We start from the raw sequence: 21435 nt of genomic DNA, 5'->3' as shown, positions 1-21435 counted from the left end.
GAGGTCCCCGCGGCTGTCGCTACGGTCCACTAGACGCTCTCGCGAGACAGAAATGGTTCCCCCGAAAACAGGCTGTGCACGCGGTGGCGGAATCCGGTATGCGGTTTCGATTCGTGGCAGGACCGTCACCCTATTTTATACGATCGAACGACGATCAGCTAGTGAACGCTTTCCATGGACACGACAGAGATCGATACGATCGCGGTCATCGGTGCGGGAAGCATGGGCCACGGAATCGCTGAAGTCGCGGCCCTCTCCGGATACACGATCCACCTCAGAGACGTCTCGGGGGACCTCGTTCGGGACGGCTACGACCGAATCGAGCAGAGTCTGACGAAACTCGTCGACGCCGGACGGATCGCGGAGGACGACGCCGCGGCGGCGCTCGAACGCATCGAGACGTTCGTCGACGTCGAGGCCGCGGTGCGGGACGCGGACGTCGTTATCGAGGCCGTCCCTGAGCGAATGGCTCTGAAAAAGGATGTGTACCGAGAACTCGACGCCCACGCCCCCGACGACGTGGTGTACGCGACGAACACGTCGACGCTCTCGATCAGCGAACTGTCCGAAACGGTCGACGACCCGGCGCGGTTCTGCGGGATGCACTTCTTCAATCCACCCGTACGGATGCCGCTCGTCGAAGTCATTCGGGGCGAACACACGGCCGAGGAGACGCTCGATCTCGCCGAAGCCCTGACCGAGTCGTTCGACAAGACCCCGATCCGAGTCCGCAAGGATACCCCCGGATTCATCGTCAATCGCGTCCTCGTGCCGATGCTCAACGAAGCCGCCTGGATCGTCCACGAGGACGACGCCACCGTCGCCGAGGTCGACAGCACCGCCAAATTCGGCCTCGACCTCCCAATGGGCTGTTTCGAACTCTGTGATCAGATTGGGATCGACGTCGCAGTCGACGTACTCGAGTACATGCACGAAACCCTCGGTGAGGGGTACGCCCCATGTCCGCTGCTCGAGGCGAAGGTCGAGGACGGGGCGTTCGGAAAGAAGGCCGGACGCGGCTTCTACGACTGGGAAGACAGCGGTGCGGACGTGCCGAACGACGCAGTGCGCGAGGAGATCGAAGCGCGGCTAGTCGCCGTCGGGATCAACGAGGCGGCGAAACTCGTCGCGGCCGACGCGGCCGATCCAAACGAGATCGACGAGGGGCTGCGTCTCGGCGCTGGCTTCCCGGAGGGACCGACGCGTCTAGCCGCCGAACACGGCTACGATCGGCTTCGAGATCTCCTCATCGCGCTACACGACGAGACGGGTGCGGTTCGATACGCCCCCGCGGACCGGCTGGAAGAGTGGGCCATCGAAGGCGGTCCGGATGCGGACGGCGGAAGCGAGGGTTCGGCCTGATCACCCAGTCGGACCCGGACTCGAGTCGCGCGTGAGGAACAGCACGCCGATTCCAGCGATGCCGATCAGGGCGTACAGGAAGAACGTCATCTCCCACGAGAACGCGCCGATCAGCCAGCCGCCCAATGTCGGGGAGACGAGCGTGCCGCTGAACGCGATCGACGTGAACACGGCGAGGCTCGTCCCACCGGTCCCGTCTGCGGCGAGTTCTCGCGTGTAGACGTAGTAGACGCCCATACCGAACTGGAGTGAGAAGCCGACACCGAGCATCACGGCCGAGAAGAGGAGCATCGAGATCGTCCGCGAGACGATGAAAAACGCCGGGAGCGCGAACGCGAGCGAGCAGACGACGATCAACCGTCGACGATAGCCGACGTAGTCCGAAAGCCAGCCGCCGGCGGGTCGCGCGAGCATGCCGACGGCCGGCAACAGCGCCGTTATCGCCCCCGCTTCGCCGAGCGTCAGCGGCAGCCGTTCGGTCGCGTACGTCGGCATCCACGAGTTCATGAAGATGTAAAGGACGTACGAGCAGAACCCGGAGAGCGAGACGAGCAGCACCGCTCGATTTCGTAACGCATTGCCGAACTCCCGGATCGAGGTCCGATCGCCGGTGCGGATCGCCGTCGGTCTCGAGAGGCGAAAGACTAGATAGCCCAGCGCGGAGAGGAGCGGGTAGGCGACGAACACGGCCTGCCAGCCGAACGCGGCAGCGAGGAGCGGACCGCCGAACTGGCTGATCGCGAATCCAAGGGGGGCACTCGCGATGAACACCGTCGTCACGACCCCCTGTCGCTCCCCGGCAAACACCTGCGCGACGACGTTGGTTCCGAGGACGAACACGGCACCGCCGGCGACTCCCGCGACGGCCCGACTCACGAGAAAGAGCGGATAACTCGTCGCAAATGAACCCGCGATCGCGACCGGCACGAACACGGCTGTTCCAGCGGTCATCAGCAGTCGGTTGTCGTAGCGATCCATCAGGAAGCCGAACGGGATCTGGACGACGACAGACCCTAATACGGCCGCGCTGATGGCGATCCCCGCCCCGGCCTTGTCGACGTCGAACGCCTCCACGAGCAGCGGAATGATGCTCGCCGGGGCGATCATGTACGCGTTCATTCCGGCCGAAGCGAGAAAACACGCCGCGAAAACGCCCGCTCGAGTGCGCTGCGTGACCATTTCGCTCACACCCATGCTCCTCGCACCACTGAGTAACGTGTACGCATACTGTACTGGCTGGGAAACTAGCCGAGCCTGTTATTTATAGTTGTACCGATGGGTTGGCGGCGACCGGGATCAGACTGAGAGAGACACCAGCGCCGAGCGCCGGATTCGAACCGTCCACTCCGTCTTGTCATGATATATCTTACCATAACTTGTATTACTCACCTGGTTATCTATCACTGTATGAGTACCACGGATCGGCTCGAGGCGTACCACTTCTACGAGCGCGACTGGGACGACTACGACCGGCTCCTCGAGGAGTTCGAGTGGGAGGTGCCGGAAACGTTCAATATGGCGACGTACGTGTGCGACCGCTGGGCCGAAGACGAAGAGAGGGTTGCGCTGTTCGCCGACGACGGCGATGGTGGGAGTGAAACGTACACGTTCCGGCGGGTCCGAAACGCCACCAACGCGCTGGCCAACGCCATGCGTGATCGGGGCGTCGAACGGGGCGACCGGATCGCCATCAACATGCGCCAACGGCCCGAAACGGTCATCGCGCACGTGGCATGCTGGAAGCTAGGCGCGGTTTCCGTTCCGTTGAGTACGCTGTTCGGCACCGACGCCGTCTCCTACCGGCTGAACGACGCCGACGCGGTCGCCTGTTTCGTCGACGGTACGAACGTCGAGACGGTCCGGAGCGTGGCGACCGACTCCCCGTCGCTGGAGACCATCGTCACCGTCGGCGATGTCGACCCCGAAGCAGACGAGGTCGCGTTCCGGGAGTTGGTAGACGCTCACTCCCGAGAGTTCGAGACCGTAGAGACCGACGCCGAGGACGACGCCATCATCATCTACACGTCGGGGACGACGGGCGATCCGAAGGGCGTCCGACACGCACACCGGGTCCTCCTCGGGAACCTCCCGCTGGTCATCACTGGATTCTGTAACATGGAGTTGCACGACAGTGACGTCTTCTGGACGCCGTCGGAGTGGGCCTGGGTAGCGACGCTGTTCGACGTCGTCTTCCCGGCCATGTTCTATGGGCGCCCGGTCGTCGCCTACAGCGCCGACGAACAGTTCGATCCCGAGACCGCGATGGGGATCATCGAACGCTACGGTGTCACCGTCTTCTTCGGCCCGGCGACAGCCCTCCGAATGATGGAACAGATGGACGATCCGGACCGATGGGACGTCTCCAGCATTCGGTGTCTCCCCAGCGGCGGCGAATCGCTCGGACAGTCGATCGTGGAGTGGGCCCGGGACGTCTTCGACGGGGCCGCGGTCCACGAAGCGTACGGCCAGACTGAGGCCAACATGCTCGTCGGCGACTGTACGAAACTCACTGAGTTCCGCGAGGGGAAGATCGGGCGGCGGGCTCCCGGCCACGAGATCGCGATCGTCGATCCGGAGACGGCCGAACAGACGGTCGAAACCGGCGACGTAGGCGAAATCGCCGTCCGATACGAGGGTAATCCGGTCTGCTTCAAGGAATATTGGAACAAACCGGACAAGACGGGCGAGAAGGTCCGCAACGGCTGGCTGCTCACGGAAGACCTCGGCTGTCTCGACGAGGACGGCTACCTCGAGTTCGTCTCGCGGAAGGACAGCGTCATCATCAGCGCGGGCTACCGCATCGGTCCCGTCGAGATAGAGGAGGCGCTAGCGAACACCGACGCGGTCGCAGACGCGGGCGTCATCGGTGTCCCCGACGACGAGCGCGGTGAGGTTCCGAAGGCGTTCGTCGTGCTCGCGGACGGGTTCGAAGCGTCGGAGGGTCTCGAGGAGTCCCTCCGGCAGGACGTCCGCGACCGGCTCGCGAAGTACGAGTACCCCCAGCGGATCGAGTTCGTCGACGAACTCCCCAAAACTTCCTCCGGAAAGATCCGACGCACCTCGCTCGAGGAGCGCGAAGGGATACTCTGATCGCTTCGTCGATTTCTCGATTCGCCTTTCATCGGCGGGGATATCATCCGTATCTAACATATTCTGCTCTTAACTGTCATTACGATACTGTTTCATCCTAGGGATAATGTTTATCATGTACCATGCTAATTCGGCACACGATGGCATCGTCATTTGATCCAGACGGAGAGATCGTAAAGAGCGGAGTGCCAAATATCAGAGAGAAAATCGGTCGGCGGCGCTTTATGAAAGGCGCAGGTACGGCGACCGTCGCGGCGTCAATGGGGCTCGCCGGCTGTAGCAACCCCGCGCAACAGGGTGGCGGCAGTACGGGCGGCGGCGAAATTCCCAGCGAACCGCTCCGAATGGCCTGCATCGGGTTCACGTCCGGTCCGGCCTCCGTGTTCGGTACGCCGATGATGCAGTCCGCGCGGATGGTCGTCGACCGGATCAACCAGGAGGGTGGGATCCTGGGCGAGCGGGAGATCGAGATGGAGGAGTTCGACGAGAACGTCGACGAGGTCGTCCAGCAGTACCGGCGGCTGGCGACACAGGAGGACTTCGACGTGATCGTCGGCTACATCTCGAGCGCGAACATCCTATCGGTCGCCCCGATCGCAGAGGAGCTCGGTCAGCCGACGGTCGTCTGGGACACGGGGACGACGGACCTGTTCGACAAAGCGAATAAAGACCCACAGTACGTGTTCCGAACGTGTGCGAGCAGTTCGACGGACGCCGTCGGTGCGGCACGGCTGCTGCAGAACGCGCTCCCCGATGTCCAGACCGTCGCCGGTGTCAATCAGGACTACGCCTTCGGTCGAAACAACTGGGACCTCTTCAGTCAGGCCGTCGAGAGTCTGGGAATCGACGTCGAACTCGTCGAGTCGCGGTTCACTCCGTTCCCGAACGACGATTACAGTTCGACGATCAGTGCGCTCAACGACATCAACCCGGACTTTATCTACTCGAGTCACTGGGGCGGTGATGCTGTGAACTTCATCACACAGGCGAACAACCAGGGCCTGTTCGACGATACCATCCCCTGTTTCACCGCGGGGAGTCACGTTATCGGGAACATTCCGGACGAAATCCCGGAGGGAATCCTTTTCGGCGCTCGTGGCCCGCACTATCCGTTCGGCGATCAGCAGTGGAATACGCTCCACGAGGAATTCGTCAAGAATTACCAAAACGAGTACAACGAACCGCCGTACGCTCACGGGGCCTTCCACGCTTGGCAGGCGATCTGGGCGTACGTCTACTCGATCGAACGAGCGTACAACCTGAGCGGTCAGTACCCGACGAAAGACCAGTGGGTGAAGTCGATGGAGGGTATCGGCTTTAACTCGCCGAGTGGGTTCGTCAATATGCCGCAGGGGAGTCACAACGTCGTCGAACCGTCCTTCTACGGATTTTCGGAGCAGCGAGATGGTCGCGTCGCCCTCCGGGACACCGTCTGGATCACTCCCGAATACGTTAATCCGCCGGCGTCGATGACCACCTCCGAGTGGATCGACAGTTTCTAACCCACCGTCAGTAGGCCAAACTATGATCCACCAATTCATCAGCGAACAGTTGATAATAATCCTCAACGGGTTATCGGGAGCCGCGACGTTATTCCTGCTCGGCACTGGGCTGTCGCTGATATACGGCATGCTCAACTTCCTGAACCTTGCCCACGCTGCCTTCCTGCCCCTCGGGGCGTATCTGGCGGCGAGTCTCATTCACGCGACCGTCGGGGCGATCGGCGGTGCCCTCGGCTTCGCGGGGTTATTCGTCGTCTTTCTCGTGCTGTTGGTCATCGTCGTGCCGGCGGTCGTTTCGGCGATCGGCCTGGCGATGGAACGGACCGCGTTCCGGCCGCTGTACGGTCTGGAAGACGACTACCAGCTGCTGGCGACGTTCGGCGTTATTCTGATGATGGAAGACGCAATGAAGTACGTCTGGGGCGGACAGCCGGTGAGCGCGACGGCGCCGTCGAACCTCCTCGGAACGTTCAATCTGTCCGGACAGACGTACCCGTGGTGGGCAGTACTGACCATCCTCGTCACCGCCTTGGTCGCTGCGACGCTCTACTACTTCTTCGAAGAGACGCGTCTCGGGAAGATCACGCTCGCGATGGCCGAGGACGACGAGGCCGTTAGCTTCACCGGAATCGACACGCGGTCGATCCACCTCAAAGTGTTCGTCATCGGTATCGCGCTAGCGGCGCTCGGTGGCGCGCTCTACCTGCCCACCGCCTCTATGACGACCGGCCTCGCGTTCGAGTTCGTCATCCTCGCGTTCGCCGTGTTGGTCATCGGCGGACTGGGGAGCCTCAAAGGAGCGATCGCCGCCTCCCTCATCATCGGGATGGTGCAAGCGTACGGGTCGTACTACGTGCCAGTGTTAGAGCTCGCCATCGTGTTCCTGCTGATGGCGGCCGTGATGCTGGTCAAACCGACCGGCCTGTTCGGAGAGATCGAAGTATGAGTCAGGATACCACCACCGGAATCGCGATCGACATCAGGCAACGCCTCCGTAACCCGGCCAGCGTGGCGGGCGCCGTGCTCCTCGTCGGCGCGTTCGCCTTCCCCTACCTGCCCGGGACGGGCCAGTACGAGGTGTTCTTGCTCGGCCAGATCCTCGCGTTCGCCATCGCCGCACTCGCGTACAACGTCCTGCTCGGCTATACCGGACTGCTGTCGTTCGGGCACGCGGCGTTCTTCGGCGGCTCGGCGTACGCGATCGGCCTCGCGATGGAGTACACCGGAATGAGTGAGCTACTGCTGCTCGTGCCCCTCGGCGTCCTCACAGCGGGCCTAATCGCAGTCGTCATCGGGTACATCTCAGTCCGACACACCGAAGTGTATTACGCGCTGTTGATGTTGGCGCTCGCTCACCTGATCTACGTGATCACGGTGAAGCTCTACACCGTCACCGGCGGGACCGACGGCGTTCCGATCACGACGCCGACCATCGCCGGCGTCGACTACCTCGCGAGCTGGGGGTACGCGGGCTACCTGATGGGCGTCCTCTACTACGTCATCCTGATCGCGTTCGTGATCACGATGGTACTGCTGTGGACGTTCATGCACTCCCCCTTCGGCCTCACGCTCAAGACGATCCGCGACGACCCGGAACGGGCGCGAGCCATCGGAATTCCAGTTCGACGCTACCGCTGGTACGCGAGCATCGTGTCGGGTCTGTTCACCGGCTTGGGGGGTGCGATGTACGCCATTCTCAACGGCCACGTCACGCCCGGGACCGTCCTCCACTGGTCTCGCTCCGGCGAACTGGCGTTCATGACCGTCCTCGGCGGCACGGGATGGTTCTTCGGACCCATCACTGGGGCAGGAGCGTTCATCCTCATCCGCAGTCAGGCTCAACAGCTGACTGAGTACTGGCACTTCCTGATGGGGCTCGTCCTGTTCCTCGTGATCGTGTTCGAACCCGAGGGGCTCTCGGGCATAGGCGCCCGTGTCCGTCGGCGCGTTCGTCAGTATCGAAATGACGGAGGTGAGCGATAATGTCGGTACTCGAAACACAGAAGTTGACGAAGGAGTTCGGCGATCTCAGGGCTGTCGACGAGATGGATTTCGAGATCGGTAGCGGCGAGATCGTCGGGATCATCGGTCCGAACGGGGCCGGCAAGACGACCTTCGTCAACCTGCTCACCGGCGTTCTCGATCCGACAGCCGGGGATATCGTCTTCAACGGGAGACAGCTGAACGGATCGCCGGTCCACGATCGCGCGAGGGCGGGGCTGGTCCGGTCGTTCCAGATCCCGCGAGTCTGCGACGATCTCACGCTGGTCGAGAACGTCCGGTCGGCGATCCTCTCCCGAGAGCAGCGGAACAACTCCCTGTTTACCGTACTCAACTGGGAGAACGACACTCGCGCCGAAGCGATCGCGCTGCTGGACGAGTTCGGCCTCGCCGATCAGCAAGAGGCGTACGCCGAAGCGATTCCCCACGGCGACAAGAAGATCCTCGACGTCTGTATGAGCGTCGCCATGCGACCGAAACTGCTCATCCTCGACGAACCGACGAGCGGCGTCGCCACCGAAAATAAGTACGCGATCATGGACCGACTGCAGAACTACTTCGAGACGTCCGACTCAGCCGTGTTGTTCATCGAGCACGACATGGAACTCATCGCCGACTACGCCGAGCGCGTCGTCGCAATGGATCAGGGCCGAAAGATAATCGACGGCTCGCCGGAGGAAGTGCTCGAGGACGAGACGGTCAAACAGCGTATTCGGGGTGAAGAGTGATGCTGCTCGAACTAGAGGGACTCGATGCATCGATCGAGGGCATCACTGTCCTCCGCGAGATCGACCTGGCGGTCGACGAGACCGAAGTCGTCGGGATCATCGGTCGGAACGGTGCCGGGAAGACCTCGACGTTCAAATCCGTGATGGGGCTCCAACACGTCCAGCGCGGCTCGGTGTCGTTCCGCGGCGAGGACATCACGGTGTACCCGACGCACGAGCGCAAGCGCCTCGGCATCGGCTTCGCCCCCGAAGACCGGCGGTTGATATCGAAGCTGACGGCACGAGAGAACATCGAAATGGCGCTGTGGGGGAGCGACGACGACGGAATCGATATCGACGACCGTCTCGAGGTCGTCCTCGATATCTTCCCCGCCATGGAGCGGTTCCTCGATCAGCCAGCGGGGAAGCTCTCCGGCGGCCAACAGCAGATGGTCACCGTCTCTCGCGCGCTCGTCGCCGAGCCGGAGCTGGTCCTGTTGGACGAACCGTTCGAGGGCCTCGCGCCGAGCATCAAGCAAGACCTCACCGAGAGCATCTCGGTGATCCGTGACGAGCTCGGCATCGCCGTGTTCGTCGCCGAATCGCAGATCAATCAGGTCAAAGACTTCGTCGACCGGCTGTACGTCATCGAACGCGGCGAGATCATCGCCGAGACGGACGTGGCCGGAGAGATTACCGACGACGAAGAGCTGATGCAGATCATCGGTGGCGGCTGACCGGTCACCGACCGCGGCTCCCCATATACCACCTTCAGAGAGACCGATGACTAACCGATTCGATAACGCTGACTGGATAGACCTCACCCAGCCGTTCGACGCCGACGTACCGCACTCGGCGGCGCTCCCGGCGCCCGAGTTCGAGACGCTCAGCGACGTCGATCGCGACGGCGTCAACGCCCAGTGGATCGGAACGCCGACCCACGTCGGGACGCACGTCGACGCGCCCCGCCACATGATTCCGAACGGTGCGACGATCGACGAGCTGTCGCTCGAGCGCTTCGTCGGCGACGCGACTGTTGCGGACGTGAGCCGCGACGAGTCCGAGGCGATCACTGTGGACGAGTTGGCGGCGGCCGCGGACGACGTTCGATCAGGAGACGTTCTCCTCGTCCGGACGGGCTGGGGCGAGCGCTACGGCGACGAGGAGTACGAGCGCTATCCGTGGCTCGCGGCCGACGTCGGCGACTGGTTGCTCGAGCAGGACGTGTCGCTGCTGGCCGTGGACACTCCGAGTCCCGATCGGCCCCGGGCGACGCGGCCCGACGACTGGGACGACTATCCCGTCCATCAGACGCTGCTGGCCGAGGGCGTCCTCATCGCGGAACACCTCAGGATCCCGCGTTCGCTGGTCGGCACTCGTCCGATCGTCTTCGGCTTTCCGCTGGCTCTCGCGGGGGGCGACGGAGCACCAGCGCGATTCGTGGCGACCCGAACGACCTCGCCGTAGGAAATCACGAGTTCTGACCTGTCGCTCGAGTGTGAGCGACAAAACGTTTTTGCTGTTGCCGAATAAGAACCTCGTATGTCCGAAATCGGAAACGGCCACGTCCGTATCGAGCACGACGGCCACCGCGCCGACGTGATCATCGCTCGCCCGGAGAAGCGAAACGCCATGAACGAAGCGACAGTCGCGGACCTCACGGCCGCTATCGAGAACGTAGACGCCGACGACGACGTTCGCGCGGCGACCCTGCTCGGCGAGGGCTCGGTGTTCTGTGCCGGGTTCCAGCTCGAGATGATGCACGCGAAGGACGTGGCGGACCACGACGAGTTCCACCGCGCGTTCCGCGAGCTGCTGGACACGATCGACGAGACGACGACCCCCATCGTCGCGGGCATCAAAGGCGCCGGCATCGCCGGCGGGTTTGAGCTGACCCTCCCCGCGGACCTCCGCGTGCTGGGCGAGGAGGCGAAGTATGGCATCATCGAGGTGAATCTGGGCATCTTCCCCCACCAGGGCTCCACCCAGCGCCTGCCGCGGATCGTCGGGCTCGGAAAAGCGAAAGAACTGGTCCTGACGGGCGACTACATCGATCCCGAAGAGGCGGCGCAGTGTAACCTCGTCACGGACGTCGTCCCCGAAGCGGAGGTCGACGACCGAGCGAGGGAACTGGCCGACGAGCTGACCGAGAAGGCACCGCTGGGCCTCGAGAACGCCCTCGAGGCGTTCCAGGCGACGTTCGACGTCCCCCTCGAGGACGGCCTCTCGACCGAACACAGGCTGGCGATGCAGGTGTACGGGACACGCGACCGGAAAGAGGGGTTCGAAGCGCAACTCGAGGGACGGGACGCGGAGTTCGAGGGGCGATAGCCGCGGAACGCGATCAGTCCTCGAGGAAGTCGGTGACCCGTCGCTGGGTCTCTTCCTCCTGATAAGCGGCGATGGCGTGGTGGATCGCCTGCTGCATCGACTCCTCTATGTTCGGCGGCCGGGCCGAGTGAACTTGGCGCTTGGCGAGTCCGTGGACGTATGTGGGCTTTCCGGCGAGATCGTCCTCGAGCGCCCGCAGTTCGGCGTCGAACGACGACGCGTCGTGGAGTTCTTCGATCAGCCCCGCGTCGTAGGCGCGCTCGGCGTCGATCGATCGACCGGTCATGACGAGGTACTTCGTCAGCCCCTCGCCGACGAATCCAGGAAGCTTCTGTGCGCCGCCGAGGTCCATCGCGAGGCCCATCTCGGACTCCGGCAGCCCGAACCGGGCGGAGTCGTCTGCGATACGGATATCGCAGGCGAGAGCCAGCTCGAGGCCGCCGCCGAGCACGTGCCCCTCGAGCGCGGCGACGACGGGCGCGTCCAGTTCCTCGATGGTCCGCAGCGCGTCGTGGACCGATTCGAGCTGGTCGCGAACGGCGAGCGGATTCTCCGATCCCCACTCGGGGACGTCCGACATGTCCACGCCGGCGGAAAAGGTCCCGTCCGCGCCGCGGATCGTCACCACATCGACGCCGGCGTCCGCTAACTCGGCGACCGCGTCGCCGATCTCGACGAACATTGCGCCGGTGAGGGAGTTGGCTTTCTCGGGCCGATCGATCGTGACCGTGGCTCGTCCGTCCGATTCTTCAACGCGGATGTTATGTTCACTCATACCAATGATATTCTCGGCCGGAAAGTTAGGTGTTGTTATCGAATGGGTTTCGTAGCTCAGACCGAGCGTCTATCGACGCAGCGATCGGAAGACGGGTTCCGTCGGAGTACGGTTTTATATGGGTGGTGTTCCCACTGCACTGTATGCCCTCACTTCTCACACCGTCGCGCCGTACCGATAGAAGCCCTGCTCGCTCTCCGGACGAACTCTCGCGAGAAACGAGGGGCAACACATGACGAACGACGCCGACGGGCCCCAGAGCGTCGCGCTCGGAACCGCCCACGCTGACCTCGTCGTCGCGAACGGACGAGTGGTGCTGCCCGAGCCGCGGACGATCGTAGATCGTGATATCGCCGTCCGAGGCGGTCTGGTCGCGGCAGTCACGGACGACGCCGGCGACGTCACGGGGCCGGAAACGACGATCGTCGACGCCGAAGGGCAGATAATCACTCCCGGCTTCGTCAACGCGCACGTGCATATCGACTCGTTCCAGCCGTTCGAGCGGGCCTACCACCGTGTGCTCGAGACCGGAACCACGAGCGTCGTAACCGAGACCTGCGAGTTCGGGAGTTGCTTCGGCGAATCCGGCGTCCGACAGCTCCTCGAGGCGACGGACGAGCTTCCGGTTCAGGTCTTCGCGACCGTGCCGCCGCAGGCGTTCCTCGACGCGTTCAGCGTCGGATACGAACAGTTCGACGACGCGGACCGCGAGGAGTTGTCCGCCCTGCTCTCGGAGGATCGAATCGTCGGTATCGGCGAGATTCCCTGGGTACAGATCGTCGGGCGCTCATCGCCGGTCGAGCAACTCGCCGCGCGAGCCCGGACGCTAGGCAAAACGGTGAGCGGTCACGGCGCCGGCTGTGCCGGTCGCCGGCTGACCGCTTTCGCTACGGCGATCACCGACGATCACGAGATGGTCTCGAGCGAGGGCGTCGCCGAGCGCCTCGAAAACGGGATCCACGCGGTCGGTCGCTACGGCACATTTCGGGACGACATCGACGCGCTCGCCGACGCCTACGAGCAGTTCGGGCCGGCCGAGCTCTCGCTCTCGACGGACTGGATATGGCCGACCGATATCGTCGCCGAGGGATACATGGACGCGGTCGTTCGACGGGCCATCGAAGCGGGGATAGCGCCGGTCGACGCGGTCCGAATGGCGACGCTCAACCCGGCTCGCCACTTCGGCCTTCCCGAGGTAGGGTCGTTGTCTCCCGGTTCGCGAGCCGATATCGTCGTCCTCGACGATCTCGAGACGGTCGCCGTCGAGACGGTCATCAGCGGCGGCGAAATCGTCGTCGACGGCGGAACGGCGGTCGTCGAACCCCGTCCGCGAACGTATCCCGACTGGTTCCGCGATTCGATATCGCTGACGGTGGACGAATCGGCGCTGCGCGTCCCGACCACGGCCGGTTCGGACGGTGAAGTGAGAGCGATCCAGTGCGAGGGCGGGACGGTGACCAGCGAAACGACCGTCGAGCCGGCGACCTCGGACGGTCAGTTCATCGCGACGCCCGATCGCGACGCGCTCAAGGTCGCCCTCTTCGACCGGACGCCGGACGGAACCGGCGCCGGCTTTACGGGGTTCCTCTCCGGTTTCGGTCTCGAGGCGGGGGCGGTCGCGACGTCCCACACGTGGCAGACCCCCGGCGTGCTCGCCGTCGGTGCCGACGAAGACGCGATGCGACGCGCGATCGCGGACGTGGTCGAAGTAGGCGGCGGATGGGTCGTCCGAGACGCAGAGACCTCCCGAGTCACCTTCCCGACCCCGATCGGAGCCCGCTGTGCGGACTGCGATATCGCCGAGAGCGCCGAACGGGTCGCTGCCGTGACTGAGACGCTCCGCGAGTTAGGGGCGCGTCTCGACGAGCCTGCACTCATCCTGCAAGCCCTGCCTTTCACCGGTGTGCCGTCGCTCAGGATGTCGTTTTCCGGCTACGAGGACGTGTTCGAACGGAAAACGGTCGGCCTCGATCCGGCGACGTGATCGCCGGTGGACCCTCGACCGCTCGCCCTCTCGAGGCTGTATTTGCATCGGTCGGTCGGAAGCGGCGGCGGTAGTCCCGTCATCGGATACTGGAGAGCGAAACGGTACACTGTCGCACGAGAGTCGTCTTCGCACACCCTCCGGTTCGCTTATCGGAGCGCGATCACCGGTCACTCCCGCTGCCCGTAATCGGGACCGACGTCCGGTCGAAGGCGCGCCTCCGCCGAGAGCTGGTGGGCGTGCGTTCCCTCGAGTTCGCAGATTTTGGCCGCCAGCGGAGCGACGCGTGCCGCGCCCTCCTCGGTCGCCTCCTGATGGGTCAGCGTCTTCAGGTAGGTACCGACCCAGATCCCGCCGCTGTAGCGGGCGACCTCGAGGGTCGGGAGGCTGTGGTTCGTCCCGACGGCTTTGTCACCGAAGACGACTGGCGAGTGGTCGCCGAGGAACAGCGAGCCGTAGTTGGTGAGGTCGTCGACGATCGACCGCGGCTCATCGATCATCACCTGCAGGTGTTCGATCGCGTAGTCGTTGGCGACGGCGACCGCGTCGTCCAACGTCTCGGCGACGATCACCTCGCCGTTCTCCTCCCAGCACTCCCGTGCGACGTCCTCCGTGCGGAGGTCGGGCAACTGCTCGTACAGATCGTCGACGGCCTCCTCGGCGATCCGCTGATCGGTCGAGACGAGGATCGGACGGGAGTTCGGGTCGTGTTCAGCCTGTGCGAGCAGGTCCGTCGCGACCAGTTCGGGATCGGCGGTCTCATCCGTGAGGATGAGCACCTCCGTCGGGCCGGCGAGAAAATCGATACCGACGTGACCGAAGACCTGACGCTTCGCTTCGGTGGTGAAGACGTTTCCGGGCCCCGTGATCTTCGCGACTTCCGGGACCGTCTCCGTCCCGTAGGCCATGGCACCGATGGCCTGTGCGCCGCCGATTCGGTAGATCTCGTCGGCACCGGCCCGATCCATCGCGTACAGTTGCGCCGGCTGGATACCCCCGTCGTCCTGTGGCGGTGCACACGTGACGATCCGATCGACGCCGGCGACTTCGGCCGGGACGATCGACATCGCGGGCGCGGCGACGAGCGGGTGGCGGCCCCCGGGAACGTACGTCCCCGCGGATTCGACGGGGACGATGCGCTGACCGAGACGAACGCCTTCCTCGAACTCCTTCTCGAACCCCTCGATGTGTTCGCGCTGTTCCTCGTGAAACGCGCGGACGTTCTCGATCGTGTTCTCGATCGCCTCCGTCTCGGCGGCGGTCAGTTCCGCGGCGGCGGCCTCGATCTCGTCGTCGCTAACGCGGAAATCGTCGACCTCGACGCCGTCGAACCGCTCCGTGAACTCGAAGAGCGCGTCGTCGCCTCGGTCTCTCACTCCGGAGAGGATATCGCGCACCGCGTCCGTTACGTCCCGATCGATCTCGATCGACGCGTCGTCGGCCTGTTTGAGATACTCGACTGTGGTAGACATAGTCACGCAGTTACAACTGCACCGCTGATAGTTAAATATATGGACCAATCATCGCCGACGCGTCGGCGTCGGGGCACTCACTGACGCTTCCGGTTCATTATCCCGTCGCAGGCATGAGGCGGTCGAAAGCGATTGCTGACGGCGCGGCCGGGGAGAGGTTATTATCCCGGCCCCGGAAAGACTGGTCATGCACGACGGACAGACGTTCATCGTCACCGGTGCGAGTCGCGGAATCGGTCGGACGATCGCACGCCAGTTGCTCGAGGAAGGCGCCAACGTCGCTCTGGCGGCGCGAAGCGACGGTATCGAGGAGATCGCCGCGACGGCCGACGCTGGAGACCGGGCATTCCCGGTCCGAACTGACGTGACCGACGAATCGTCGATCGAGGAACTGATAGAACGAACCGCGGACGCGTTCGGCGTGCTCGACGGCGTCGTGAACAACGCCGGAATCGCCGGGCCGACCGCACCGGTGACCGACACCGATGCCGACGATTGGGACCGGACGATGGCAGTCAACGCGAGGGGACCGTTTCTCGTCTCGAAGCACGCGGCCCCCCTTCTGGCGGAGAGCGACCGCGGAAGTATCGTCAACATCTCCTCGATCAGCGGCAAGCGCCCACTCGAGGGACGGACGCCGTACGTGGCGTCGAAGATGGCCGTGATCGGACTTACGCGGACGCTGGCGTTCGAACTGGGCGACGACGACGTCACCGTAAACGCCGTCTGTCCCGGCGCGACCGAGGGCCCGCGGATCGAGGACGTGATCACTAGGCAAGCCGAGGAACGCGGTATCTCCTACGAGGAGGCCAAGCAGAGGGTGTTCACGGACGACGCGGCCCTCGGCGAACTCGTCGACGCCGAGGACGTGGCGGACACGGTGTCGTTCCTGCTCGGACCGCGGGCGCGCCACGTCACTGCACAGGATATCAACGTCGACGCCGGCACGGTCTGGTACTAGCGACGCTCGTCGGACGCACACAGCAGAGAGCCGTTTCCGTCGTAGCCGAGGCCGCGAGGGAGGCCGAAAGAGCATTTCGGCCGGTTCGGTCTAAGGATATCAGTTCCATGAGACGGACCGGCCTCGCCCGCTTCGACGCCGGTCCCTTTGCGGTGCCGCGCTATCGGTGGTCCCAGCATACTGTTAAGTACCTCCTCTTTGAATCCCACATCAGAGTATGTATGAGTCTGACACGGTATGGGAGTTCGCGGTCGCCGATCACGTCAAGTTCGGGAACGGTGCGACGGAAGAACTGGGTGACGAGATCGCGACTCGGAACGTCTCGAGCGTTCTGATCGTCACCGACGAACAGCTACGGGAAGCCGGCGTCGTCGAAACGGTCCGAGCGTCCGTCCCCGACGACGTCGACGTGGACGTGTTCGACGGAGTCGAACCGGACCCGGACGTCGGCGTTTACGAATCGGCGATCGAGACCGCAACGGAGCTCGATCCCGACGGCATCGTCGGCGTTGGCGGGGGGAGTTCTCTCGACGTGGCGAAGGTGTCCGGGGCGCTCGCCCCGACGGACCGCGACGTGCTCGAGTACGTCGCTCCGCCGATCGGCGACGGCGTTGGGGTCCCGGACTCCGAGACGTTCGTCTTCGCGGTTCCGACCACCGCCGGCACCGGTTCGGAGAGTTCGCCCGCAGCGGTCGTTTCCCTGCCGGATCGGGAGCTCAAAGTGGGCATTTCGAGTAGACACCTGTATCCCGATCTCGCGATCGTCGATCCGCTCCTCACGGTGTCGCTTCCGCCGGCGGTCACCGCGTCCTCCGGGATGGACGCGCTCACGCACGCGATCGAAGCGTACACCACGCGACGCTACGATGCGAAGCCGTCGCCCGAACGGGCCGGCGAGCGACCCGACTACGGCGGCCGGACCCGGGTGACCGATCTGTTCGCCGAGAAGGCCATCGAACTCATCGGCACCAGCCTACGACGGGCGGTCAATAACGGCTCCGACGTCGAGGCGCGGCGCGACATGGCGCTCGGAAGCCTGCTGGCCGGGATCGCGTTCACCAACGCCGGCCTGGGGGCGACCCACGCGATGGCCTATCCGGTCGCCGGAGAGAACCACACGCCACACGGCGTCACCGTGGCAGTTCTCCTCCCCGAGGTCATGCGATATAACGCACCAGCGGCGGCCGATCGCTACGGGACGATCGCGGAACTCCTCGGCGAACCAGTCGAGGGGATGAGCGATCGCGATGCCAGCGACCGCGCCGCAGCTGCCGTCGAGGCGCTGAGTTCGGATATCGAGATCCCGTCGGGGCTCGCCGAACTCGGCGTCACAGAGGACGACGTTCCGCGCCTCGCGGAGAAAACGGCAGAGATTCAACGGCTACTGGTCGGCAATCCGCGCCGTGTCTCCGGGGACGACCTCGAAGCGATCTTCGCGCAGGCCCTGTGAAAGTCCGGAAGGTCCGGCGTTCGGATGCCGATCTCGGGATATTCTCCATCCGACGAGACTAATACAAGCAACCGGTCGAACGACGCGATCGAGTGCCAGCGTGTCACGCGCCGAGAGAATCGTCGAATCGACGTACGTGCGCCGTTCCGCTATTGATTACCGACCCTTGAACTCCGGCTCGTACTCGTCCTCGGCGAACGCCCGCGCTCCCTTCTCGAAGTCCTCCGTGGCGAACAACGGTTCGACGAGACGCCGATCGTACTTCCGGCCCTCCGCCAGTCCGACTTCCGTCGCCGCGCGAGCCGAGTCCTTGATCGCCTGAATCGCGAGCGGCGGCTTCGATGCGATCGTTTCGGCGAACTCTCGAGTAGCGTCGTCGAGGTCGTCGCCGTAGACGCGGTTAACGAGTTCGAGTTCGTTGGCTCGCTCCGCGGAGATATGGTCGCCGGTCATCGCGATCTCCATTGCGACTGATGGATTGTTCAGCCGACTGATGAACTGCGCGCCGCCGGCCCCAGGTATGATCCCGAGGTCGACTTCCGGAAGCCCGAACCGAGCGTCATGGTGAGCGAACCGGAAGTCACAACTCATCGCGGTCTCGAAGCCGCCACCCAGACAGTAGCCGCGGATCTTCGCGATGACGGGGACGGGGAAGTCCCTGATGAACTCGTAGTGCTCGCGATCGGACCTCGCGCCGGCGGCGTCCCCGCTGAACTCGGTTATGTCCGCACCGGCACAGAAGTTGTCGTCCGCACCCTCGATAATCACAGCGCGCAGGACTACTGCGTCGTCTGCGTCGTTCTCCGCTTCGAGGCGCCGCAGTCCGTCAACGATGTCGTTTCGGAGTTGGTCGCTCAGCGCGTTCAGTGCGTCAGGGCGGTTCAGCGTCAGGTGTCCGATTCCGGTCTCTTCGTCGAACTGAACGATAGTCGTGTCGAGTTCGTCTCGCATACCCTAGCCGTCAACGGACGACCATAAAGGTGTTCTCGTAGACGAATTATCGTATCGTCTATCATACTGAGTAAGGGGTGCAACGTTTACCGCCGAAACGGGCTCCCATAATTAAACGGCAAGCGGAGCGGGTCGGCAGACGAGCTTTTATGATATGCCATAACATAACAGGGCTTGGCGGAGCAAAACCACAGTCAACCCAGCCATCCACATCCGTGTCAACCAGCTCCGCCTACCGATTTTACGGGTACGGTGAGCGAGTAGCCACGGACCGGAGACGGATCATCTGCCGAGGGGAGCGAATACATCAACCGTGAAACTGTCTACCTTGCGATAACGACCGCCACTCAAATGCGCACTGTTATCGTTTGTAACGCAACTCTGGCGAGGTTCTAATAACACCCTAAGCCCGTTATTTGATCGATATCAGAGAAAGGCCGATACTCACGGAACGATACATGTTTTGGATATAGCAGTACGTACAGGGCTTTTACATGATTCGTGAGAGGGCATACGGTCGACAGGCGCTTTCGCTACCGGGGACTCACGAGGTAAGGAGATATACGAAGTCCCCGTCAACGAGAGCATCTGGACGAGCAATCCGGTTTTTGCAAAGGTGTGTCTCGAGTCAGGAATCCTCGAGCGCCTCGTCGATTTCCTCGTCGGAGAGCGAGTGTGGATCGAGCCCAGGGTCCTCGACCGCCGGCGCGCCGAACGCGAGCACAGCGCCGCCGTCTTCGCTCACACAGCGGTGGCCGCGCCCGATCTTCGGTGCGGCAACCCAGAAGGTTCCCTCGTCGGCCTCGACGAACTCCTCCTCGCCCGAGCGACCCAACTTCAGCGAGAACGTCCCCTCGAGGACGTAGAACAGTTCCTCCTGCTCGGCGTGGGCGTGGTAGCCGATCTCTTCGCCCTCGTCGAAGTACCAGATCTTGACCGCGGTGTTCTGGCAGTCGAGTTCCTCGTCGACGGCGCGGATGTCGAGGTCCGGCGGCATCTCGTCGATCTTAGAGAGGTCAGTGATCGGTACGTCTTCGGTGTCGGCGACGTTGTACTCCATGACGAATGAAATCACAATACAAGGGGACTATAATTTTCCGTTTACTATCGGACGATCGCGGGCCGCGCGCTGCCGCTGGATAGACGCGCTCGTCGATGAGGTCAATTCCCCGTACCGTCGTCGGTCATCGACCGCGACTACTCAGTCTCGCGCTCCTCCAGTTTGTATCGCTGGATTTTACCGGTCGCCGTCGTCGGGAGCTCATCGACGAACTCGATCTCGCGGGGGTAGGCGTGTCGCGCTAGCCCCTCCTTGACGTGGGACTTGAGGTCCGCGAGCGTCTCGTCCGGATCGTCCGGAGTTTCGACCGGCACGACGAACGCCTTGACGATCTGCCCGCGCTGGTCGTCGGGGACGCCGATCGCGGCCGCTTCTGCGACGATCGGGTGCTCCATGAGGCTGCTTTCGACCTCGAACGGACCGATTCGGTAGCCGGACGAGATGATGACGTCGTCGCTCCGGCCTTCATACCAGAAGTACCCGTCGTCGTCCCTTCGGGCGAGATCGTCGGTGAGCAGCCAGCCGTCGTGGAACGCGTCTTCCGTTTTCTCGGGCATCTCCCAATATCGGTCCATGATCACCCACTCTCGAGGTTTCACTGCGACCTCGCCGATCTCGTCGGTGCCGACCGGCTCCCGCGTCTCGGGATCGAGCAGTTCGACCTCGTAGCCAGGGGCGGGACGTCCCATCGAGCCGGCTTTGACTTCCAAGTCGAGCCCGGCGTAGTTGTTGACGATCATGCCCGCCTCGGTGAGCCCGTACGTGTCGTGAATTCGTAGACCGAGATGGTCCTCGAACCAGTTGTACACTTCCGGGTTCAACGGTTCACCGGCACTGCTCAGCACTCGTAGCTCGTCGAACGATCGCCCCTCGAGGACGTCGTCGCCCGCCGCAATGATACCGCGATACGCGCTCGGCGCGGCGCCCAGGACAGTGACGTCGTGTTCGTCTAGGATCTCTATCCATCGATCCGCGTCGAACTGTCCGGAGTGCAGTAGCCGAGTCGCCCCGAACGCCATCGGTGCGAATCCGGTCGTGAAGAGCCCGTACGACCAGCTCGGGTCCGCGGCGCCCCAGACGAGATCGTCCTCGGTGACGTCCAGCGCGTATTTCGTGTGCGGGTAGAGGGCGGGTAACACCTTGTGGGACAGGACGACGCCCTTCGGGGGACCAGTCGTCCCGGAGGTGTACTGCATAGTCGACGGATCGTCCATGCTCGTCCGGACGACGTCGTACTCGGTCGACCGGTCGCCGACGAGTTCGTCGTAGGAACGGTCGGCGGCCTGCGCGTCACCATCGCCGACGCTGATCCGTTCAAGTTCGTCGTCGACGTCCAGCGTCGCGACCGTATCGTCGTGATCGGTGTGGTACACCAGCAGTTCAGGTTCACAGTCGTTGATGCGGAATTCCAGGGCCTGTTTCTCGAACGCGGTGAAGAGCGGAACGTGAACCGCGCCCGTCTTCCAGATACCGAGGACGGTGATGATCGTCTCCGGAATCTTCGGGAGCAACGTCGTGACCCGATCGCCGCGCTCGACACCGAGTTCCGTCAGCGCGTTCGCGACGCGGTTCGAGGCGTCGCGCAGTTCGGCGAACGTGAACTCCGAAAGCTCCCCCTCTTCCGAGACCCACGCGAAGCCGACATCGCCGGATCCGGCGTGCCGATCGCAGGCTTCGTGGGCCGTGTTCAACTCGTCCGGCGCGTCCCAATCGTACGACTCGAGGACCCCCTCCCAGTCGAACGACTCGTATACCGTTTCGTACTCGTCCCCTGTTAACATGACTACCG

Annotated in this window: 17 protein-coding genes and 1 pseudogene; 12 read left to right on the top strand and 6 right to left on the bottom strand. The window is 63.5% G+C overall.

Going from position 1 to position 21435, the window contains the following annotated elements:
* Positions 1 to 174 precede the first annotated feature (174 nt).
* A pseudogene (locus NDO75_RS18945) lies at positions 175 to 1314 on the top strand (3-hydroxyacyl-CoA dehydrogenase NAD-binding domain-containing protein); the annotation flags it as partial.
* 48 nt (positions 1315 to 1362) lie between these two features.
* On the opposite strand, the gene NDO75_RS18940 reads toward NDO75_RS18945, so the two are convergent.
* On the bottom strand, positions 1363 to 2541 hold the full coding sequence (locus tag NDO75_RS18940) for an MFS transporter (RefSeq protein ID WP_310908481.1): 1179 nt from the start codon (positions 2539 to 2541) through the stop codon (positions 1363 to 1365).
* Positions 2542 to 2769: 228 nt separating this feature from the next.
* On the opposite strand from NDO75_RS18940, the gene NDO75_RS18935 reads away from it, so the two are divergent.
* The 8 genes from NDO75_RS18935 to NDO75_RS18900 all read left to right on the top strand — a co-directional run bounded on the left by NDO75_RS18935 (position 2770) and on the right by NDO75_RS18900 (position 10993).
* Complete coding sequence (locus NDO75_RS18935) at positions 2770 to 4452, top strand: AMP-binding protein (RefSeq protein ID WP_310908178.1); 1683 nt, start codon at positions 2770 to 2772, stop codon at positions 4450 to 4452.
* Positions 4453 to 4574: 122 nt separating this feature from the next.
* Entirely contained in the window at positions 4575 to 5954 is a 1380-nt protein-coding gene (locus NDO75_RS18930) for an ABC transporter substrate-binding protein (protein ID WP_310908177.1), read from the top strand.
* Between the two features lie 22 nt (positions 5955 to 5976).
* Complete coding sequence (locus NDO75_RS18925) at positions 5977 to 6900, top strand: branched-chain amino acid ABC transporter permease (protein ID WP_310908176.1); 924 nt, start codon at positions 5977 to 5979, stop codon at positions 6898 to 6900.
* Positions 6897 to 7937, top strand: coding sequence for a branched-chain amino acid ABC transporter permease (locus NDO75_RS18920; protein WP_310908175.1), 1041 nt, complete (start codon positions 6897 to 6899; stop codon positions 7935 to 7937). Before NDO75_RS18925 ends, NDO75_RS18920 begins: the two co-directional genes overlap by 4 nt.
* On the top strand, positions 7937 to 8683 hold the full coding sequence (locus tag NDO75_RS18915) for an ABC transporter ATP-binding protein (RefSeq protein WP_310908174.1): 747 nt from the start codon (positions 7937 to 7939) through the stop codon (positions 8681 to 8683). Before NDO75_RS18920 ends, NDO75_RS18915 begins: the two co-directional genes overlap by 1 nt.
* On the top strand, positions 8683 to 9399 hold the full coding sequence (locus NDO75_RS18910; RefSeq protein ID WP_310908173.1) for an ATP-binding cassette domain-containing protein: 717 nt from the start codon (positions 8683 to 8685) through the stop codon (positions 9397 to 9399). Before NDO75_RS18915 ends, NDO75_RS18910 begins: the two co-directional genes overlap by 1 nt.
* 46 nt (positions 9400 to 9445) lie before the next feature.
* The gene (locus tag NDO75_RS18905; protein ID WP_310908172.1) at positions 9446 to 10129 is read left to right on the top strand and encodes a cyclase family protein; all 684 of its coding nucleotides are present in this window, start codon (positions 9446 to 9448) and stop codon (positions 10127 to 10129) included.
* A gap of 75 nt (positions 10130 to 10204) precedes the next feature.
* Positions 10205 to 10993: an enoyl-CoA hydratase/isomerase family protein gene (locus NDO75_RS18900; protein WP_310908171.1), complete on the top strand. Its 789-nt coding sequence runs from the start codon at positions 10205 to 10207 to the stop codon at positions 10991 to 10993.
* A gap of 13 nt (positions 10994 to 11006) precedes the next feature.
* Here the strand turns inward: NDO75_RS18900 and NDO75_RS18895 are convergent, their stop codons facing one another.
* Complete coding sequence (locus tag NDO75_RS18895) at positions 11007 to 11768, bottom strand: enoyl-CoA hydratase/isomerase family protein (RefSeq protein WP_310908170.1); 762 nt, start codon at positions 11766 to 11768, stop codon at positions 11007 to 11009.
* Positions 11769 to 12000: 232 nt separating this feature from the next.
* Between NDO75_RS18895 and NDO75_RS18890 the strand changes: the two genes are divergently transcribed.
* The gene (locus tag NDO75_RS18890; RefSeq protein ID WP_310908169.1) at positions 12001 to 13752 is read left to right on the top strand and encodes an adenine deaminase C-terminal domain-containing protein; all 1752 of its coding nucleotides are present in this window, start codon (positions 12001 to 12003) and stop codon (positions 13750 to 13752) included.
* Positions 13753 to 13922: 170 nt separating this feature from the next.
* Here the strand turns inward: NDO75_RS18890 and hisD are convergent, their stop codons facing one another.
* Complete coding sequence (gene hisD / locus NDO75_RS18885) at positions 13923 to 15224, bottom strand: histidinol dehydrogenase (RefSeq protein ID WP_310908168.1); 1302 nt, start codon at positions 15222 to 15224, stop codon at positions 13923 to 13925.
* Between the two features lie 187 nt (positions 15225 to 15411).
* On the opposite strand from hisD, the gene NDO75_RS18880 reads away from it, so the two are divergent.
* Positions 15412 to 16185, top strand: a complete 774-nt coding sequence (locus tag NDO75_RS18880) for an SDR family oxidoreductase (protein WP_310908167.1) — start codon at positions 15412 to 15414, stop codon at positions 16183 to 16185.
* Positions 16186 to 16402: 217 nt separating this feature from the next.
* Entirely contained in the window at positions 16403 to 17635 is a 1233-nt protein-coding gene (locus tag NDO75_RS18875; protein WP_310908166.1) for a hydroxyacid-oxoacid transhydrogenase, read from the top strand.
* Positions 17636 to 17791: 156 nt separating this feature from the next.
* Here NDO75_RS18875 and NDO75_RS18870 read toward each other — a convergent pair whose 3' ends face one another.
* From NDO75_RS18870 to NDO75_RS18860, 3 genes are all read right to left on the bottom strand, one after another.
* A complete protein-coding gene (locus tag NDO75_RS18870; RefSeq protein ID WP_310908165.1) occupies positions 17792 to 18586 on the bottom strand; it encodes an enoyl-CoA hydratase/isomerase family protein in 795 nt (264 codons plus the stop codon).
* 628 nt (positions 18587 to 19214) lie between these two features.
* Positions 19215 to 19646: a cupin domain-containing protein gene (locus NDO75_RS18865; protein ID WP_310908164.1), complete on the bottom strand. Its 432-nt coding sequence runs from the start codon at positions 19644 to 19646 to the stop codon at positions 19215 to 19217.
* A 137-nt stretch (positions 19647 to 19783) separates the two neighbouring features.
* Entirely contained in the window at positions 19784 to 21427 is a 1644-nt protein-coding gene (locus NDO75_RS18860; protein ID WP_310908163.1) for an AMP-binding protein, read from the bottom strand.
* Positions 21428 to 21435: the final 8 nt, after the last annotated feature.

This window comes from Natrinema sp. 1APR25-10V2, from assembly GCF_031626495.1.
Classification (GTDB): Archaea; Halobacteriota; Halobacteria; order Halobacteriales; family Natrialbaceae; genus Natrinema.
The sequence above is the reverse complement of the archived record's forward strand: the minus strand, read 5'-3'. Positions and strand labels throughout refer to the sequence as shown.

Excerpts from the sequence above, each read along its gene's own strand:
- NDO75_RS18940 (WP_310908481.1), bottom strand. The coding sequence starts at position 2,541 with ATGGTCACGCAGCGCACTCGAGCGGGCGTTTTCGCGGCGTGTTTTCTC.
- NDO75_RS18935 (WP_310908178.1), top strand. The coding sequence starts at position 2,770 with ATGAGTACCACGGATCGGCTCGAGGCGTACCACTTCTACGAGCGCGAC.
- NDO75_RS18930 (WP_310908177.1), top strand. The coding sequence starts at position 4,575 with ATGCTAATTCGGCACACGATGGCATCGTCATTTGATCCAGACGGAGAG.
- NDO75_RS18925 (WP_310908176.1), top strand. The coding sequence starts at position 5,977 with ATGATCCACCAATTCATCAGCGAACAGTTGATAATAATCCTCAACGGG.
- NDO75_RS18920 (WP_310908175.1), top strand. The coding sequence starts at position 6,897 with ATGAGTCAGGATACCACCACCGGAATCGCGATCGACATCAGGCAACGC.
- NDO75_RS18915 (WP_310908174.1), top strand. The coding sequence starts at position 7,937 with ATGTCGGTACTCGAAACACAGAAGTTGACGAAGGAGTTCGGCGATCTC.
- NDO75_RS18910 (WP_310908173.1), top strand. The coding sequence starts at position 8,683 with ATGCTGCTCGAACTAGAGGGACTCGATGCATCGATCGAGGGCATCACT.
- NDO75_RS18905 (WP_310908172.1), top strand. The coding sequence starts at position 9,446 with ATGACTAACCGATTCGATAACGCTGACTGGATAGACCTCACCCAGCCG.
- NDO75_RS18900 (WP_310908171.1), top strand. The coding sequence starts at position 10,205 with ATGTCCGAAATCGGAAACGGCCACGTCCGTATCGAGCACGACGGCCAC.
- NDO75_RS18895 (WP_310908170.1), bottom strand. The coding sequence starts at position 11,768 with ATGAGTGAACATAACATCCGCGTTGAAGAATCGGACGGACGAGCCACG.
- NDO75_RS18890 (WP_310908169.1), top strand. The coding sequence starts at position 12,001 with ATGACGAACGACGCCGACGGGCCCCAGAGCGTCGCGCTCGGAACCGCC.
- hisD (WP_310908168.1), bottom strand. The coding sequence starts at position 15,224 with ATGTCTACCACAGTCGAGTATCTCAAACAGGCCGACGACGCGTCGATC.
- NDO75_RS18880 (WP_310908167.1), top strand. The coding sequence starts at position 15,412 with ATGCACGACGGACAGACGTTCATCGTCACCGGTGCGAGTCGCGGAATC.
- NDO75_RS18875 (WP_310908166.1), top strand. The coding sequence starts at position 16,403 with ATGTATGAGTCTGACACGGTATGGGAGTTCGCGGTCGCCGATCACGTC.
- NDO75_RS18870 (WP_310908165.1), bottom strand. The coding sequence starts at position 18,586 with ATGCGAGACGAACTCGACACGACTATCGTTCAGTTCGACGAAGAGACC.
- NDO75_RS18865 (WP_310908164.1), bottom strand. The coding sequence starts at position 19,646 with ATGGAGTACAACGTCGCCGACACCGAAGACGTACCGATCACTGACCTC.
- NDO75_RS18860 (WP_310908163.1), bottom strand. The coding sequence starts at position 21,427 with ATGTTAACAGGGGACGAGTACGAAACGGTATACGAGTCGTTCGACTGG.